The organism is Pseudomonas sp. GW823-FHT02F05 (assembly GCF_058797315.1).
Genome location: NZ_JBXAJM010000014.1, coordinates 73,498 through 88,190 on the forward strand (window position 1 = coordinate 73,498; position 14,693 = coordinate 88,190).

Here is a 14,693-nt window from a genome sequence, read left to right on the forward strand (position 1 = left end):
CCCTCTGTCTCTCCCCCTCACCTCGGCGCTGCGGCCTGTTACCGGGCCGTAGCGCGCTTCACCGTTGAACCGCCCCTCCAATACTCAAAGCGGCAGAACCGATGCTGAACATGATTGAGTGGTGGATATGTATGAACATACCGCCTGACGAGGTCAACAAAATCGCCCGGTTCCGCGAACTCAATGATGCTCAAAAAGCGCTGATGCTTTCAGCTCGTAAGAAGTCAGGGAAATTCACGGAGGGGTCCTGGGACTCTCAACAGCAACTGAATGCTGATAGCCGCCTCCTCACCGATGAAGCGTATCGACATCGACCTCAACCGACATGCCCGGGCGCAGCGAAGACTCGAAAGGCTGGTCCGGATCAACAGATATGCGCACCCCGATACGCTGCGGTACCTTGACGAAATTGCCCGTTGCATTGTCCGGCTTGAGCACCGCGAATTCCGAGCCCGTCGCTGGTGAGAGCCGCTCGACATGCCCCTTTAGCGTCGCCCCTCCTAACGCATCAATCCTGAGCGTCGCGATCTGCCCGGGCGCAATAGCCTTAGTCTGCGCCTCCTTGTAGTTCGCGACTATCCAGTGATCAGCGGGCACTACCGACATCAATTGTGTACCGTGGGTCACGAATTGGCCCAACCGCACGCCCACTTCTCCGAGCACGCCATCCTCCGGCGCCTGGATGACCGTGTGATTAAGATCAATCTGAGCCGCACGCAGTTTTGCCTGTGCCACCCGCACCTGGGCTTCCAGACCTTCACGGCCGACATCCACGGTACGCAACTCCTCCCGAGCAATCGACTCTTGCGCACCCGCCTGCTGTACCTCGGCCTGGGCTTGACTGAAATCGGCTCGTGCCTGGTCGCGCTCGCGCGTAGAAATGGCGCCATCCATGACCAACGCGTTTGCGCGCTGCATGTCAGCGCGGGCACGCAATAAGCGCGCCTGCGCACTGGCCATAGCTGCAACTTGACTCTCGATGCCCGCCATGCGAGCAGCGTGCGCCTGCTGGTTGTTGGAGAGGTCGGCATTGGCGACGCCAAGATTGGCCGTCGCCTCATCTACCTGCGCCTGATAGACCTCATCGTCAATACGCACAAGGACCTCGCCTCGCTTGACCTGCGCGAAATCTTGCCCGGCCACCTGGACGATATAGCCGCTGACCTGAGGGGCAATCACCGTGGTTCTCCCCCTCACATAGGCGTTATCTGTCTGTTGCAGACCTGCGTCAAAAGGCGGCAACTTCCAGATGTACAGGACGATCGTAATAACGCCAATCGCAGCCAGCACCATGATGATGCCTTGCAAACGGCCACGGGGCGGGGGCGACCAATGAGAAGCAGTGTGTTCAACATCCGATGGAGCAGTCATGGAATCAGTCATTTACGTTCTCAGGCTCGCGACGGATGCGCGAGAGGAAAAAAGCCGACATCTGCAGATAAAACACATACATCGCGGTGCCAAAAGCCAGCACTGACACGATGCGAAAGACGTCATTGAATGCCAGTACGCTAGCCTGTTGCTGCAACGCTTGTCCTAGCAGCTTGCTGCCCTGTTTCTGACGCTGTTCCGGGTCGGCTATATGACTCGAAAGCAACGCCTCGCCAATGCCGAGGCGCGCTACGACAAGAGGATTGGTGATCGGCGTACTGTCCGCCAGGCTAGCGATATGGGACTGGGTTCTGATGAACTCGTAGCTGCCCATTACAGCCGACCCTGCCAGGCTGCCGATACTCTGGCTCGCCCCGTACAGGACCACGAGCGTGATCATGTACTGAGGTCCCTTCGCGAACAGTTTGAGAAAGCCAAAGATCAAGGCAGGCCCGATGAACAGCGTCGCACCGAACCCAATCAAACACTGGCTCAGGTACAGTTGCGGCGCACGCGTGAGGCTGGTGGATTGCGAGTCCAGATACGCTCCCGTTGCGATAAACAACGCCGCGACCATGACCTGCCAGGGGATACGTTTGGGCGACAACGTCAGGCAAGCGACGACGATCCCCATCAGCATCGACACCAGTACGCACGCAAACAGGACACGCAACTGATCGTTATTGAGCCCGCCCATTGATAGCAAACCTACCGAGCCGAAAGTCTGCTCGGCCAGCGATAGCCGAACCAGCAGCGCAATCGCAACAAAACGCATCAAGTCGAAACTGCCCAGCCATTCCAATTGCAACAGCGGCTGACGCCGACGTCGTTCAATGAACACCACCGTCACCAGCAACGAGATAGCCGCCACCAGCATCCAGCCGAGAAAGGGCGCGTCGGTCCACCAATAGCTCCGGCCGAGGCCAAGCACACCGGCAAACAGCAGGAAGGATGAAACCAGCAATACAATCACCACTGCGTCCGAGGCAGAAAACACGCTGGCCCTATCACTGCGTGGCAAAGGCACCGCCAACGTCACACCCAACACCGCCATACCAATGCCCAGATTCAACAAGTGCAGCCCCAGCCAATGTTCCGAGGCGAGAAATTCCACGGGAATCATGCGCGCCACCGGCGATCCTATCTGGGTAAGCCCTACGCTGATAATCAGGGCCATCGGCTGGGCCGATGGGGCTAGGGCCTGCATCAGATAATAGGTACTCAAGGCGATCAACGTCGCGCACATCAAGCCGTTGATCGCCGTGGCAATGACCGCAGTTGTCAGAGTGGGCCACAGTAACTGCAGCACGCAGGCAGCGATGTAGGTACCGACAATGCTTGCCGTAACCAAAGGGATTCCGAACTGCATCCGGGCCTTGACCAAGGTCAGGTTGGCGCTGGCATTGATCGCCAAAAAAACTGCCACCAACCATGAGACCTGAGCCGTGTACTCGCCAATAGAGCCAGAGATTACGCCTAGATTGCTCGCCACCAGGCCGTTGCACAGCGTCGTGCAGGTTCCGAGGAATAAGCCTACGACAAAATAGATGGCACGCCTGGCCGGCGACAGCTTGGGCTTATAAGGACTGCCCGCCATCGCCGGTTTCTCGTCAGCTTTGAACACGTATTCAGCGCTGGCCATGTGCAGGTAACGCCTTCTTTTGCTGTCGCTGCAGACGCTTCACGGTTGGGATGTCGGAAGGCTGAAGGCCATTACATAGTCACCGGTGTCGGGAGAATGCGCTGCCCCGCCTACGGAAATGACAACGTACTGTTTGCCCGTCGTCGGCGAGACGTAGGAAATCGGCGTGGCGCTGGCGCCGACCGGTAATTCATGCTCCCAGACGAGTTTGCCACTTTGCCCGTCGTATGCCCGGATGTAGTAGTCCTGATAACCCGCAAAGAATACGAGGCCGCCTGCTGTGGTCATCGTTCCTGCATAGGTTGGCATGCCCATGGGCATAGGCAGGTGTGATGCGATACCCAGTGGCCCCAATTGCTCTGTGGTGCCAGCGGGCACTTGCCAGGCCACCTTGTGCGTATTCAGATCGACCGCCGTGACGGTCCCATAGGGTGGCTGGTTGCACGGAACCCCTAGGGATGACATCCAGATATAAATGGCTTGACCGTAAGGTGTTTTCAACTGCGGTGACGGCCCATGTCCACTCACCTCGATCTGGTGGGATTTTGTCCAAGTATTGAATTCATCACGAGGCATCAACCAAAAGATGTTTGGCACCCGGATATCGTTCATGTAAGCCAGATGATTAACGGGGTCGTAGGAGACGCTACCCCAGTTGAATCCTCCGATATTGCCGGGCTGATCCAGCGCCTTGGTCAGACCGATCGGCGTGAAGTCCCCCTCGTAGCGCAGTTGTTTGAACATGATGCGGCACATGAGTTGGTCGAACATGGTTGCACCCCACATCTTCTTCTCGGTGAGGTGTTCGGCACCGATAGTCGGCATCCCTACCGAATAAGGCTGTGTAGGCGAAAGCTTTTCTTCAGGTACCGCACCGGCCGTAGGCACGGGCTTTTCGACGACGTCCGCAATCGGCTCCCCGGTAGCGCGATTTAGCAGGAAAAGCTGGCCACGCTTGGTGGTTTGCAATACCCCAGGGATGGTTCCGCCTTGGCCGTCAGGCAAATCGACCAGCGCGGGTTGAGAAGGCAAGTCGTAGTCCCAGATGTCGTGATGGACGGTCTGGAATTTCCATTTCGGGCGGCCCGTCATGATATCGAGGGCGACAAGGGAAGAGTTGTATTCATCCGAGTGCGGTGGTCGCTCCATGCCGAAAAAGTCCGGCGTGGCATTTCCCAGCGGCGCATAGATAAGACCCAACTGGTCGTCATAGGCAGCGGCGGTCCACATGTTGGGCGTGCCGGGCGTGTAGGTCTGCCCCGCCGGTGGCAAGCCGGTTATGTCCGGGTTGCCCAGGTCCCACGCCCATGCCAGTGCGCCGGTGCGGGCATCAAAGGCGCGGATCACGCCTGACGGCTCACCGCGACTGTAGTTATCAACTACCCAGCCACTGATAATAATGTAGTCGCGCGCCACCAGCGGCGCGGAGGTCTGAAAGTAGAACCCAGGCTTAACGTCGCCCATGCCCTGCTTCAGGTCGACGACGCCGTCGCTGCCAAAACCTGGGCACTGCTTGCCGGTCTTGGAATCTAGTTCGATCAGGCGCGCATCGATGGTGGAATTGACGATTCGTTCCGCACAGACGCCATCAGCCGGCGCCTCCTTGAGCTTGTAGTAACCCAGGCCGCGGCAACGGTTCCAGATAGGAGATGCACTATGGGTATCGAATTTCCAACGTTCTACCCCCGTATCTGCATCGATGGCAGCAATGCGATCATCGGGTGTGCAAGTGAACAACGTATCTTCAATTTGCAATGGGGTGTTCGAATCCACGGCGCCCTTGTCCAACTGGATCTTCGCGCCGGTACGATAGGTCCAGGCCACTTTCAGGTCCTGAACGTTGTCACGGTTGATCTGCGTAAAGGGCGCGTAGCGCGTACCCGCAGTGGTTCGGCCATATGCGGACCAATTTGAAGGCGTGGTGTTTGTGGCTGCTGCAGTAAAAGGTGTGCCCGAGACAGGCGAGACGACACCATGTGGAGTAAAGGCAAACCCAAAGAACACAGCCGTCCCTAATAACGCTAGTACACCCAGGCCGCGTATCCGACGCCGGGAGTCCGCAGGCGACCAAGTGGATAACAGGAGCAAGCCGATGCTCGCCAACGCTGCCGGTACGAGCAGGCGTGGAAACAGCGCCCAATAGAACGTGCCTGACTCCCAGAGCGCCCATGGAACACTCAGCACGGCAACCGCTACCAGCAGCCATACTCCACAAACTTGCCTACGCCAAAGCATGACGCCAGCGCTCAGATAGGCCCATCCGGCCAGCACGTAATAAAACGATCCGCCAAGGGTTAAGAGGTAAGCTCCACCTAACAATAGCCCCAGCCCCATCAAGGCAACTAGGCTGGCAAAAATACGATTTATCGAGGTCACAGTTGAACTCCTATACGCTAAATGGCTCTCAGACTTGGTGATGATAGTGTTAGTCTATTAATTTTAGCCATGCCATATGGAGCAACTATACATTGCATAAAAGCAACGCCATGTGGAGCGAATACCACACCTTCCTCGTTGCCGCGCAAACATTGAACTTCAGCCGTGCGGCTGAACGGCTTGGGCAGAACACTTCAAGCATCAGTCGCGCCGTGACCCGGCTGGAGGAGCACCTGGGTCTGCGCTTGTTCAATCGGATGCCCTCTATGCGATTGACGGACCCGGGCGAGCGGCTCTATAGCGAAATCGCGCCCTTGTTCGAAGGCCTTCAAGAGGTCGAAAGCGCGATCAAGTCGGATGATGGAAAAATTAGAGGACGCATCCGGGTCGTCGGATCGCCCGAGGTTGTGCACTGGTTTATCAACCCGGCTATCGCTCGAATGCTGGAAGAACAGCACGAAATTCATTTTGAAGTGGAGGCCAGCACACGCGTGCCAAACCCCATTGAAGAGCCAGTGGATGTCTACTTCAGTCATCGCCGCGCCGAAGTGATTAACAAGTCGCTGGTTGCTCGGCCAATCTGTTCAATGCCACAAGGGTTATTCGCTTCTCCCCTGTTACTGGCCGGCAGGAAACCTCCGCGTGTACCGGACGATCTCCTGCAATGGCCCTGCCTTGGGCGTCAGGGAGAACCCGAGTGGGAGCTGATCGACCCCCAAGGACATAAACACCTGACGCCGGTGCAAGCTATCCTGCTTGCCACACCGAACGATGCGCGCATGGACCTTACTCTGCGCGGACTTGGCATCGCGCAGTTCAATTTGCCCAGCGCCAATGAGGCCGTAGAGAGCGGCAAACTGGTACGTGTTTTACCTGGCTATACCCTCCAGAACATGTCGCTGTATGCTTTTCTACTGTCACGGCGCTTGATTCCGCAGGCGGTGCAGATCTTTCTGCGCTATACCACGGAAGAGGCAAAAAAATACTTTCCCGATTGAGCCCTGACTTGATATCGGCTCGTTAGGGCAGATGACGTACGACCTTAATAATCTTATAGCCTCCTATTCGTTGCATAACCGAGTAAAAACACTATGGGTAATTACTTTCATCATGTTCTTATTGGACTATTAGCCCTGCTTCCTATGGCCAATCCTCTAACTAGCATCTCCCTTTTACTAGGTCTTGGAGGAAAGCTGCCTACAATAGAGCGTAACCGGCAAATCCTGAAGGCAAGCTTGTATGTAGCTCTGATTATGTTTGTCAGCTTCTACGGGGGCAGCCTGGTAATGCAGGTATTCGGAATATCTGTACCCGGTTTGAGAATAGCCGGAGGCCTGATCGTTACCTACATCGGTTTCGCCATGCTTTTTCCAGCAACGACACCTGACGAAACGGAGGTTCAGAAAGATTTCCTTTCAGAGAAAGAGAAAGCAACCCCACATTTCCGCGATCTGTCATTCGTACCTTTAGCTCTTCCTGGTGCAGCAGGCCCCGGCACGATAGCGTTGCTTATCAGCTCCGCCTCTACCCTGCAGTCGACCTACCAGACCCTGCCACTCGTCATTCACCTTGCAGCCGCAACCGTATTCATCATTACTGCGCTTATTTTCTGGATAGCTTTACGATGTTCGGGGCGAATCATGAAAGTGCTTGGTGAGTCAGGAATCGATGCAATTTCCCGAGTCGTTGGTTTTCTACTGGTTTGCATGGGCGTTCAGTTCGTTATCAATGGTGGTTTTGAGTTAGCGTCTACACCTATGCACTGATCATAGTTTTTCATAATAGTGAATTATTAAAGGCCGTTGATACTTCCGCGGCCACATTCGCTAGCAATTTTATCAAATGCCTGGCTCGGCGCTTCACCTCATTACCGACAGAAGAAAGCGCTCCGCGGAGGCATTTCATTATTAACGATCAGTTGGTAGGTCCCGCCCGGCGCCTCACGCATTAGCGTATAGAACAAGGACAGTGACGGCTGGGATCGAGATCGATCAGTAAGGTCCAATGACACGCGTCGGCGCAGAACGCGCCTAGATTGGCGCCAACCGCGGTTTTCCCCGGCCCGCCTTTGGTTGAAACGACTGCAGCGACTTTCATTGGCCTTACCTCTGAATCGAAGGATTAGAGATGGCATCATGGGAACCGCGCTAAGCGTTTGGATTGCTGGGTCAAATCCCAAGCAAAAAAAAGCCTGTATCTCTACAGGCTTTTCTCTATCTGGCTCCACGACCTGGACTCGAACCAGGGACCCAATGATTAACAGTCATTTGCTCTACCAACTGAGCTATCGCGGAATGCGCCGTATGTTACTGATTAAAAAGAAGAAGTCAAGCGTCCTCAGAAATTTTCCGCAAAATCGTCCCCCTGCTCGCTTGAATACGGCGGTTCCTTGGCCAAATCCAGCCAGGCCCTTGCCGCTGGCGGCAAGTGGGCGCTCGCGCGCCAGGCCAGGGCGATGTGCCAATCGGTATGAGGCTCGTCCAGAGGGATCAAGGCGATGCCGGGATGTTGGTGTTTGTGCGCCAGCATCCTAGGCAGGAAGGCAACGCCCAGCCCTGCGGTGACCAGGTCGACGATAAAGTCTATTTGCCCGCTGCGGGCGGTGACTTTGGGGGTCACGCCTTTGCGTTCACAGGCGCTGAGGATCTTGGCATTGAGGGCAAAGCCGGCCTCGAACAGGATGAAGGGTGAGTCGGCCAGGTCGGTGAAGTCGATGCGCTCGCGCTGGGCCAGTGGGTGACCCATGGGCAATACGGCGATCAATGGCTCGTTGCGCACCGGTTGGTAGTCAAAACCTTCATCAACCGGCAGCAGCAAGGCGGCGAGGTCCACCTCCCCTGCTTCCAGGCATTCGCGCAGCCTTTTACTGCCGTACTCGGTCAGTTCGATGTCGATGCCCGGGTAACGGCTGCGGTAAGTGGCGAACATCGCCGCAAACAACACGCCGCACCCTACCGGCGGCAGGCCGATGCGCAGCACGCCGCGCTGGAGGCCGCGCAGGTCGTTGATTTCAGCCATCAAGTCGGTGCGTTCGGCGAGCATCACCAAGGCGCGGCGGTAGGCAATTTCGCCAGCGGCGGTGAGTTCATTCCTGTGGCCGAGACGATTGAGCAACGGCATGCCCAGTTCGTCCTCAAGGGTCTTGACCGCTTTGCTCACGGTGGACTGGGTCAGGGCAACCACTTCCGCCGCCTGGGAGAACCCGCCCTGGCGCACCACTTCGACAAACGCACGCAAGGTTCGCAGGTTCATCAGTATTCCTTTAGTGACTGGATGACAGTGATAAAAGTTGTTTTCATCATGGCATAACTTTGCTTAGGGTGTAGCACTTTGCCCAGGGAGACACTGTTGATGATCATCTCGTCCGCTTCCGATTACCGCGCTGCGGCCAAGCGCAAGTTGCCGCGCTTTCTGTTCGATTACATCGACGGCGGTGCCTACGCCGAGCACACACTGCGCGCCAACAGTTCGGACCTGGCCGAGATCAGCCTGCGCCAACGCATCCTGCGCAATGTCGACGACCTGAGCCTCACCACCCAGCTGTTCGGCACCGAACTGGCGATGCCGGTGATCCTCAGCCCGGTCGGGCTGACCGGCATGTATGCGCGACGCGGTGAAGTGCAAGCAGCCAAGGCGGCGGCCAACAAAAACATCCCTTTTTGCCTGTCGACAGTGTCGGTGTGTTCGATTGAGGAAGTGGCCTCGCAAAGCCCGCAGTCGATCTGGTTCCAGCTGTATGTGCTCAAGGATCGCGGCTTCATGCGCAACGCTCTGGAGCGGGCGCAGGCAGCTGGCGTGACCACCCTGGTGTTCACGGTGGATATGCCCACACCCGGCGCACGCTACCGCGATGCGCACTCGGGCATGTCTGGCCCCTACGCAGCGCAGCGACGCATGTTGCAGGCGGTGACCAAGCCGCAGTGGGCCTTCGACGTGGGCTTGATGGGCCGCCCTCACGACCTGGGCAATATTTCCAAATACCTGGGCAAACCCACCCACCTGGAGGACTACATTGGCTGGCTGGCCAACAACTTCGACCCATCCATCAGTTGGAAAGACCTGGAGTGGATCCGCGAGTTCTGGAAAGGCCCGATGATCATCAAGGGCATCCTCGACCCGCAGGACGCCAAGGACGCGGTGAGTTTCGGGGCCGACGGCATCGTGGTCTCCAACCATGGCGGCCGCCAGCTCGACGGGGTGCTCTCCACGGCCAAGGCGTTGCCGCCGATTGCCGAAGCGGTGGGCGATGACTTGACCGTGCTGGTGGACTCCGGCATTCGCTCCGGGCTCGATGTGGTGCGCATGCTCGCCCTGGGCGCCAAGGCGTGCCTGCTGGGGCGCGCCACCGCCTACGCGCTGGCCGCCGAGGGCCAGCAAGGGGTTGAGAATCTGCTGGACATCTTCGCCAAGGAAATGCGCGTGGCCATGACCCTGACCGGGGTCACCTCCATCGCGCAAATCGACCGTACCACCCTGGTCTAGTGGTGATGGGTGCGGTGTACTTTGTTCACGAATAACCGAAGCGTTGTTTATTTGCGACAAGCAACTCGCCCCACCGAAACAGTTACGTCAACCGGGCCGGCGGCAACGCTGGCCCAAATCAGCCAAATAACTGGCGCCATGCTTTAACGGACTTTTCTTACTTAAAAATTAGTTAATTGATTTATAAGGATTTTTACCAACTAGATACACTTGGCATGAATCTCGCTCTAGTACTGTTCAAGCAGGTTCGGCGATGACAAGACGTGCGGCAGGGCCATGGGGTTATAACCCAATGAAAAGCGGTTTAAACTGTTTCCAATGTTTTACGGAACTGAAGGATCAGTAAGACGCTTGGCACTCGCCACCCTCATCCCGCCTGTAAGACAGCCCAGTGCTTAGAGGCCACGCGCTTATGAAAACCCCCACCCAGACCAACGCAATTGACTTTGACAGTGCCAAATTGCAACGCCTGGGATTTGGCCAGCCATCCTTGCGCCCACGCCGCCCCGCCACCCTCGCCGAACTTCGCCAGCAACTGAACCAGCAGTTGCAGACCAGCCTGGAGCCGGAGCGCATCCTGGGCCTGTTCTTTCGTGAGGTTCAGCGCCTGGTTCCGCTGGACGCGTTGCAATACCGTCACGCCGCCAGCGACCTGCGCCTGGAGTTTGGCCACCGGGGTCATCACTCCGTCAGCTACACCCTGAGCCATGAAGGGGAACACCTGGGGGAACTGGTCTTTCGTCGCAACCAGCGGTTGCTTGAAGAAGAACTGAGCCAACTCGAACTCCTGCTGGTGACCCTGCTTTATCCGATGCGCAACGCTCTGCTCTACCGCGCCGCCACCCGCAGCGCCCTGCGTGACCCGTTGACCGAAACCGGCAACCGTGTGGCCATGGACCAGACGCTGCAGCGAGAAATCGACATGGCACGCCGGCATTTGCACCCGCTCTCTTTGTTAATGCTGGACATCGACCACTTCAAGAAAATCAACGACACCCATGGGCATGCTGCGGGCGACAGCGTACTGCGCGCTGTAGCCGGGGCGATCAAACGCCAGCTGCGCAACGTGGACATGGTGTTTCGGTTTGGCGGGGAAGAGTTTCTGATCCTGCTCTCCAACACCGGTCGCGATGCCGCGAGAATGGTGGGAGAACGCCTGCGCCAGGCGGCGCAAGCCCAGGACTACTGGGTGGAGGGCACGCGAATCGAACTGACCGTGAGCCTCGGCTGTTCTACGCTGCTGGCGGCCGAGTCGGCTGAAAGCCTGCTGCGCCGTGCCGACAATGCGTTGTATGTAGCCAAACGCGAAGGTCGCAACCGCTTGGCGATGGCGGGATAAGGCCAGTTGTGGCGAGGGAGCTTGCTCTCGCTGGGGCGCGAAGCGGCACCGTTCTTTATTTAAAAAGAATGAGCCTGCTACGCAGTCCAACGGGAGCAAGCTCCCTCGCCACAAATACCATCCGAACCGTTACATCACGCCTCGCTGGCGATGCGCACAGGGCGCTCGCGAACGGCTGGCGCCTTGTCTTTTTCCGCATTCTCTAGACGCATGCAGCTTTCCAGGAACAAGTGCATGTAGTCGTAGCTCTTGCACACCGCCTGGCGCAACTCTTCCTGCAAGGCCTTGCTCGGGTTGGTCCCGGCCAGTGTGCAGATGATTTCCAGGGCTTCCCAAGGGTGGGCATCGTCGTATTGGGCGTGCATCTTCAGCCACTTCATCGCCCGCTTGCGATCTTCCTCAGGGAAGGCGGCAGCATACACACCGGTAGAGCAGACCACGGCGGACCACTCCCCCGTCGCCCCCTCGATCGCGTAGTTGGTGGCGGCAATCGCGACGATCAACGCATCCGCCGAGCTGGTGTGCCAGCACCAATGACTCAGGGCGTGCAACTCGGGCGGCACCTCCTGCGCTTGGAGTTCTTCAAGGCTGACGCCGTGAGCCCGCGCCCAATTGACCCAATAGTCGGCATGGTTGAGCTCCACGCGAATGTTGCGCATCAGCCAACGGCGCGCCATATCCTCCCCAGGATGGCGGGCAAACTTGGTCTTGGTCAGGTTCTGCGCCATGTACAAGGCAAACTGTTCCACCACCGGCCAACCACCAATCAGGTAGTGGCGCATGGTCTTGGCGCTGAGGGCGTTGTCGCGCATGCGCTGGTACAGTTCGTGCTCGACAACCCGACGCTTGCTCTCGCTACAGTCCTGGATCAGTTGCTGCGCCCAGGCGGGGTAACTCGAGGCTTCCATAAGCGGGCCGGTTCTGTTGAATGTGTCGATCACTGTGGGGCTCCTTTTCAAGTGTGATTGTACAGACCAGCAAATGTTTCAGCGGAAAGTGCCGGGCGCCTTGAATAACAGAGGCTGCGGCCGCTCAGGTCGGCACTGCAGGCTATCAAAGGTAAACAATTGCGGGCGTTCAATCAGGTAGCCCTGAGCGTAATCCACACCTATCTCAAGTAAAGCCTGTTCGATCTGGGGTGTTTCAACAAACTCGGCAATCGTGCGCTTACCCATGACGTGGCCGATGTGGTTGATCACCTCGACCATGGCGCGGTTAATCGGGTCGTCCAGCATATCCTTTACGAAACTTCCATCGATCTTCAGGAAGTCTACAGGTAAATGTTTCAAATATGCGAATGAGGACATTCCGGCGCAAAAGTCATCCAGGGAAAAATGGCACCCTAACGCTTTGAGTTCATTAATAAATCGAATCGCACTGCCCAAATTGGCTATAGCGCTCGTTTCAGTTATTTCAAAACAAATCATTTCCGGTGGAATGCTGTAACTATCGAATTTCTGACGTAAAAAACCCAAAAAGTCATCATCGCCAATGGTGATGCCTGACAGATTAATCGCACACATGGCCATGGGTCGGCCCGGACGTTCATGCATGCAGCGGGCGATAATCTTGAATACGTTTTCCACTACCCAACGGTCCAGGGACGTCATCAAACCGTAGCGCTCGGCAGCCGGAATAAAACTGTTGGGTAAAATGATCCGCCCCGCTTCGTCATGCAGGCGCAGGAGAATTTCGATGTGCCCATTGCCAGCGTCGGTAGGGCCCAACGGCGCGATCTCCTGGGCGTAGAGGCAAAAGCGATCTTCCTCAAGGGCGATATGCAGCCGCTGTACCCAGGCCATCTCGCCAAACCGCAGGGACAATTCCGAGTCGTCGACGTGGTAGACCTGCACCCGGTTGCGCCCCTTTTCCTTGGCCATGTAGCACGCCATGTCGGCGGCGCGCAGGGAGGTTTCCAGGGTGGTCGGGGTTTGCGAGATATGCACCAGGCCGATGCTGACAGTGGTCATGAAGGGCCGCCCCTTCCACACGAAGTGCAAGCTTTGCACGGTATGGCGCAGGCTCTCGGCGATTTTTTCCGCCACCGGCGCCGGGCAGTTTTCCAGCAGGATGCCAAACTCGTCGCCGCCCAACCGAGCCAGGGTGTCGCCTTCGCGCAAGTCTGATTGCAATAGCGCGCAGATGTGACGCAACAATTCATCGCCTGCCGCGTGGCCACAGGTGTCATTGACCAGCTTGAACTGGTCGAGGTCGAGGAACATCAAGGCATGTCGCCCACTTTGCTGGCGCGCGACCTGTTGCAGCACCTGTTCAAGGCGGAACTCGAACTCGCGACGGTTGGCCAGGCCGGTCAAGGCGTCATGGGTGGCCTGCCAGGAAAGATTGGCGATGTACTGGCGTTCCTGGGTCATGTCGTGCAGCACCAGGACCGCACCGCTGATCTTGCCGGCGCTGCGGATCGGCGCGCCCACCAGGGTGACCGAGACCGTGCTGCCGTCCAGGCGCTGGATCAGCTTGGAATGCTCGCTGCCGCCGCTGAACTGGCCCTTGACGATGTGCTCAATCAGGGTGAATCCGTCGGGCTCGGCGTTTTCATTCAAAAGCTTGAACAACGCCGCCAGCGGCAGGCCCTGGGCCTGCTCCGAGCGCCAGTGGGTCAAGGCTTCAGCGGCAGGGTTCATATAGGCAATGGCCCCGTCGACATCGGTGGTAATCACCCCGTCGCCAATCGACTCCAATGTAATCTGCGCCCGCTCCTTCTCCGCTTGCAGCGCATCGGCAAAGGCATGACGCTGGGCCAGCAGCTTGTGGGTGCGCAGCAGCGCCAACACGATCAGGCCCAAGGCCGTCGCCAGGTTGGTGATCAACAACAGGCGCAGGATCATCCGCGAACCTTCGCCCAGGGCATCGCTGAACGCCTTGGCGGCGGGCGTCACCCCTTCATTGATGGCCGTGATGCGCGCCTTCCAGCTATGGACATCGTCACTGCTGACGTAGCCGGAGGTAATGGCGCCGTGCATCTCCTGGGCCAGCTCATCCAACTGCAGCAGATAGCCGTCGCCCACCGTCCACAGCTCAATGGCTTTTTCCAGGTAGCTGAAATGGCGGAAGTTGAGGTACAGCCAGATCAGGCTGGAAACGTCGTCCGGATGGTTGCCGCCCTTGAGAATACCCAGGCGCGCGGCCTCCATGTCTGGATTGGGACGGTCCAGGGCAATGCGCAATTCATGCCCACCCTGGGGCACGGCAATGGCCTGCTGGTATTTGAGGTAGGTGGCGTCGTTGCGGTTATCGGCGTAGAGGGTCAGGTAGTAGATGGCATCCTTCTGGCCCTTGGACCACAGGCTTTCGCCCGCCACATAACCCCGCACTGCCGAAAGCACGTAGAGACTGACGCAGCCTAACAATGCCTGGAACAACACGACGGCGATGAAGGGCCAGACAATACCCAACAGGCGTGGCGTTCCGAGAGTCCGCTTTTGCTTCATGAAGTCCCTTACACATGCACAGCTTAATACGCAC

The 14,693-nt window shown here is 57.6% G+C and carries 10 protein-coding genes, 1 tRNA gene and 1 pseudogene; 4 read left to right on the top strand and 8 right to left on the bottom strand.

Features of this window, described 5'->3' with window-relative positions; genetic code table 11:
- Window positions 1-288 precede the first annotated feature (288 nt).
- The 3 genes from AC1RAC_RS17750 to AC1RAC_RS17760 are packed head-to-tail and all read right to left on the bottom strand — an operon-like array spanning window position 289 to window position 5,389.
- Entirely contained in the window at window positions 289-1,383 is a 1,095-nt protein-coding gene (locus tag AC1RAC_RS17750) for an HlyD family secretion protein (RefSeq protein WP_054922572.1), read from the bottom strand.
- Window positions 1,376-3,013 carry a hypothetical protein gene (locus tag AC1RAC_RS17755; RefSeq protein ID WP_054896307.1) on the bottom strand — a complete coding sequence of 546 codons (1,638 nt, stop codon included), beginning with the start codon at window positions 3,011-3,013 and terminating at the stop codon, window positions 1,376-1,378. The genes AC1RAC_RS17750 and AC1RAC_RS17755 overlap by 8 nt, the downstream gene beginning before the upstream one ends.
- Before the next feature lie 39 nt (window positions 3,014-3,052).
- A complete protein-coding gene (locus tag AC1RAC_RS17760; protein WP_089041985.1) occupies window positions 3,053-5,389 on the bottom strand; it encodes a membrane-bound PQQ-dependent dehydrogenase, glucose/quinate/shikimate family in 2,337 nt (778 codons plus the stop codon).
- A 92-nt stretch (window positions 5,390-5,481) separates the two neighbouring features.
- Here AC1RAC_RS17760 and AC1RAC_RS17765 point away from each other — a divergent pair, with 92 nt between their 5' ends.
- Together AC1RAC_RS17765 and AC1RAC_RS17770 are read left to right on the top strand one after the other, a co-directional pair.
- Window positions 5,482-6,387 carry a LysR family transcriptional regulator gene (locus AC1RAC_RS17765; protein ID WP_200583718.1) on the top strand — a complete coding sequence of 302 codons (906 nt, stop codon included), beginning with the start codon at window positions 5,482-5,484 and terminating at the stop codon, window positions 6,385-6,387.
- A gap of 93 nt (window positions 6,388-6,480) precedes the next feature.
- Window positions 6,481-7,155, top strand: a complete 675-nt coding sequence (locus AC1RAC_RS17770; protein ID WP_259038186.1) for a MarC family NAAT transporter — start codon at window positions 6,481-6,483, stop codon at window positions 7,153-7,155.
- A gap of 134 nt (window positions 7,156-7,289) precedes the next feature.
- On the opposite strand, the pseudogene AC1RAC_RS17775 reads toward AC1RAC_RS17770, so the two are convergent.
- From AC1RAC_RS17775 to AC1RAC_RS17785, 3 genes and pseudogenes are all read right to left on the bottom strand, one after another.
- Window positions 7,290-7,486: pseudogene (locus AC1RAC_RS17775) on the bottom strand (ParA family protein); the annotation flags it as partial.
- A 121-nt stretch (window positions 7,487-7,607) separates the two neighbouring features.
- A tRNA-Asn gene (locus AC1RAC_RS17780) sits at window positions 7,608-7,683 on the bottom strand.
- Between the two features lie 43 nt (window positions 7,684-7,726).
- The gene (locus AC1RAC_RS17785; RefSeq protein ID WP_236455116.1) at window positions 7,727-8,641 is read right to left on the bottom strand and encodes a LysR family transcriptional regulator; all 915 of its coding nucleotides are present in this window, start codon (window positions 8,639-8,641) and stop codon (window positions 7,727-7,729) included.
- A gap of 99 nt (window positions 8,642-8,740) precedes the next feature.
- Between AC1RAC_RS17785 and lldD the strand changes: the two genes are divergently transcribed.
- Both lldD and AC1RAC_RS17795 read left to right on the top strand, forming a co-directional pair.
- Window positions 8,741-9,871: an FMN-dependent L-lactate dehydrogenase LldD gene (lldD, locus tag AC1RAC_RS17790; RefSeq protein ID WP_492616854.1), complete on the top strand. Its 1,131-nt coding sequence runs from the start codon at window positions 8,741-8,743 to the stop codon at window positions 9,869-9,871.
- A gap of 412 nt (window positions 9,872-10,283) precedes the next feature.
- Window positions 10,284-11,210: a GGDEF domain-containing protein gene (locus AC1RAC_RS17795; protein ID WP_014719251.1), complete on the top strand. Its 927-nt coding sequence runs from the start codon at window positions 10,284-10,286 to the stop codon at window positions 11,208-11,210.
- 134 nt (window positions 11,211-11,344) lie between these two features.
- Here AC1RAC_RS17795 and AC1RAC_RS17800 read toward each other — a convergent pair whose 3' ends face one another.
- Window positions 11,345-12,118 (bottom strand): iron-containing redox enzyme family protein, encoded by a 774-nt coding sequence (locus AC1RAC_RS17800; RefSeq protein ID WP_153474739.1) that lies wholly within the window; start codon window positions 12,116-12,118, stop codon window positions 11,345-11,347.
- A gap of 78 nt (window positions 12,119-12,196) precedes the next feature.
- A complete protein-coding gene (locus AC1RAC_RS17805) occupies window positions 12,197-14,659 on the bottom strand; it encodes an EAL domain-containing protein (protein ID WP_034126162.1) in 2,463 nt (820 codons plus the stop codon).
- Between the last annotated feature and the right edge of the window lie 34 nt (window positions 14,660-14,693).

Excerpts from the sequence above, each read along its gene's own strand:
- AC1RAC_RS17750 (WP_054922572.1), bottom strand. The coding sequence starts at position 1,383 with ATGACTGATTCCATGACTGCTCCATCGGATGTTGAACACACTGCTTCT.
- AC1RAC_RS17755 (WP_054896307.1), bottom strand. The coding sequence starts at position 3,013 with ATGGCCAGCGCTGAATACGTGTTCAAAGCTGACGAGAAACCGGCGATG.
- AC1RAC_RS17770 (WP_259038186.1), top strand. The coding sequence starts at position 6,481 with ATGGGTAATTACTTTCATCATGTTCTTATTGGACTATTAGCCCTGCTT.
- AC1RAC_RS17785 (WP_236455116.1), bottom strand. The coding sequence starts at position 8,641 with ATGAACCTGCGAACCTTGCGTGCGTTTGTCGAAGTGGTGCGCCAGGGC.
- lldD (WP_492616854.1), top strand. The coding sequence starts at position 8,741 with ATGATCATCTCGTCCGCTTCCGATTACCGCGCTGCGGCCAAGCGCAAG.
- AC1RAC_RS17795 (WP_014719251.1), top strand. The coding sequence starts at position 10,284 with ATGAAAACCCCCACCCAGACCAACGCAATTGACTTTGACAGTGCCAAA.
- AC1RAC_RS17800 (WP_153474739.1), bottom strand. The coding sequence starts at position 12,118 with ATGGAAGCCTCGAGTTACCCCGCCTGGGCGCAGCAACTGATCCAGGAC.
- AC1RAC_RS17805 (WP_034126162.1), bottom strand. The coding sequence starts at position 14,659 with ATGAAGCAAAAGCGGACTCTCGGAACGCCACGCCTGTTGGGTATTGTC.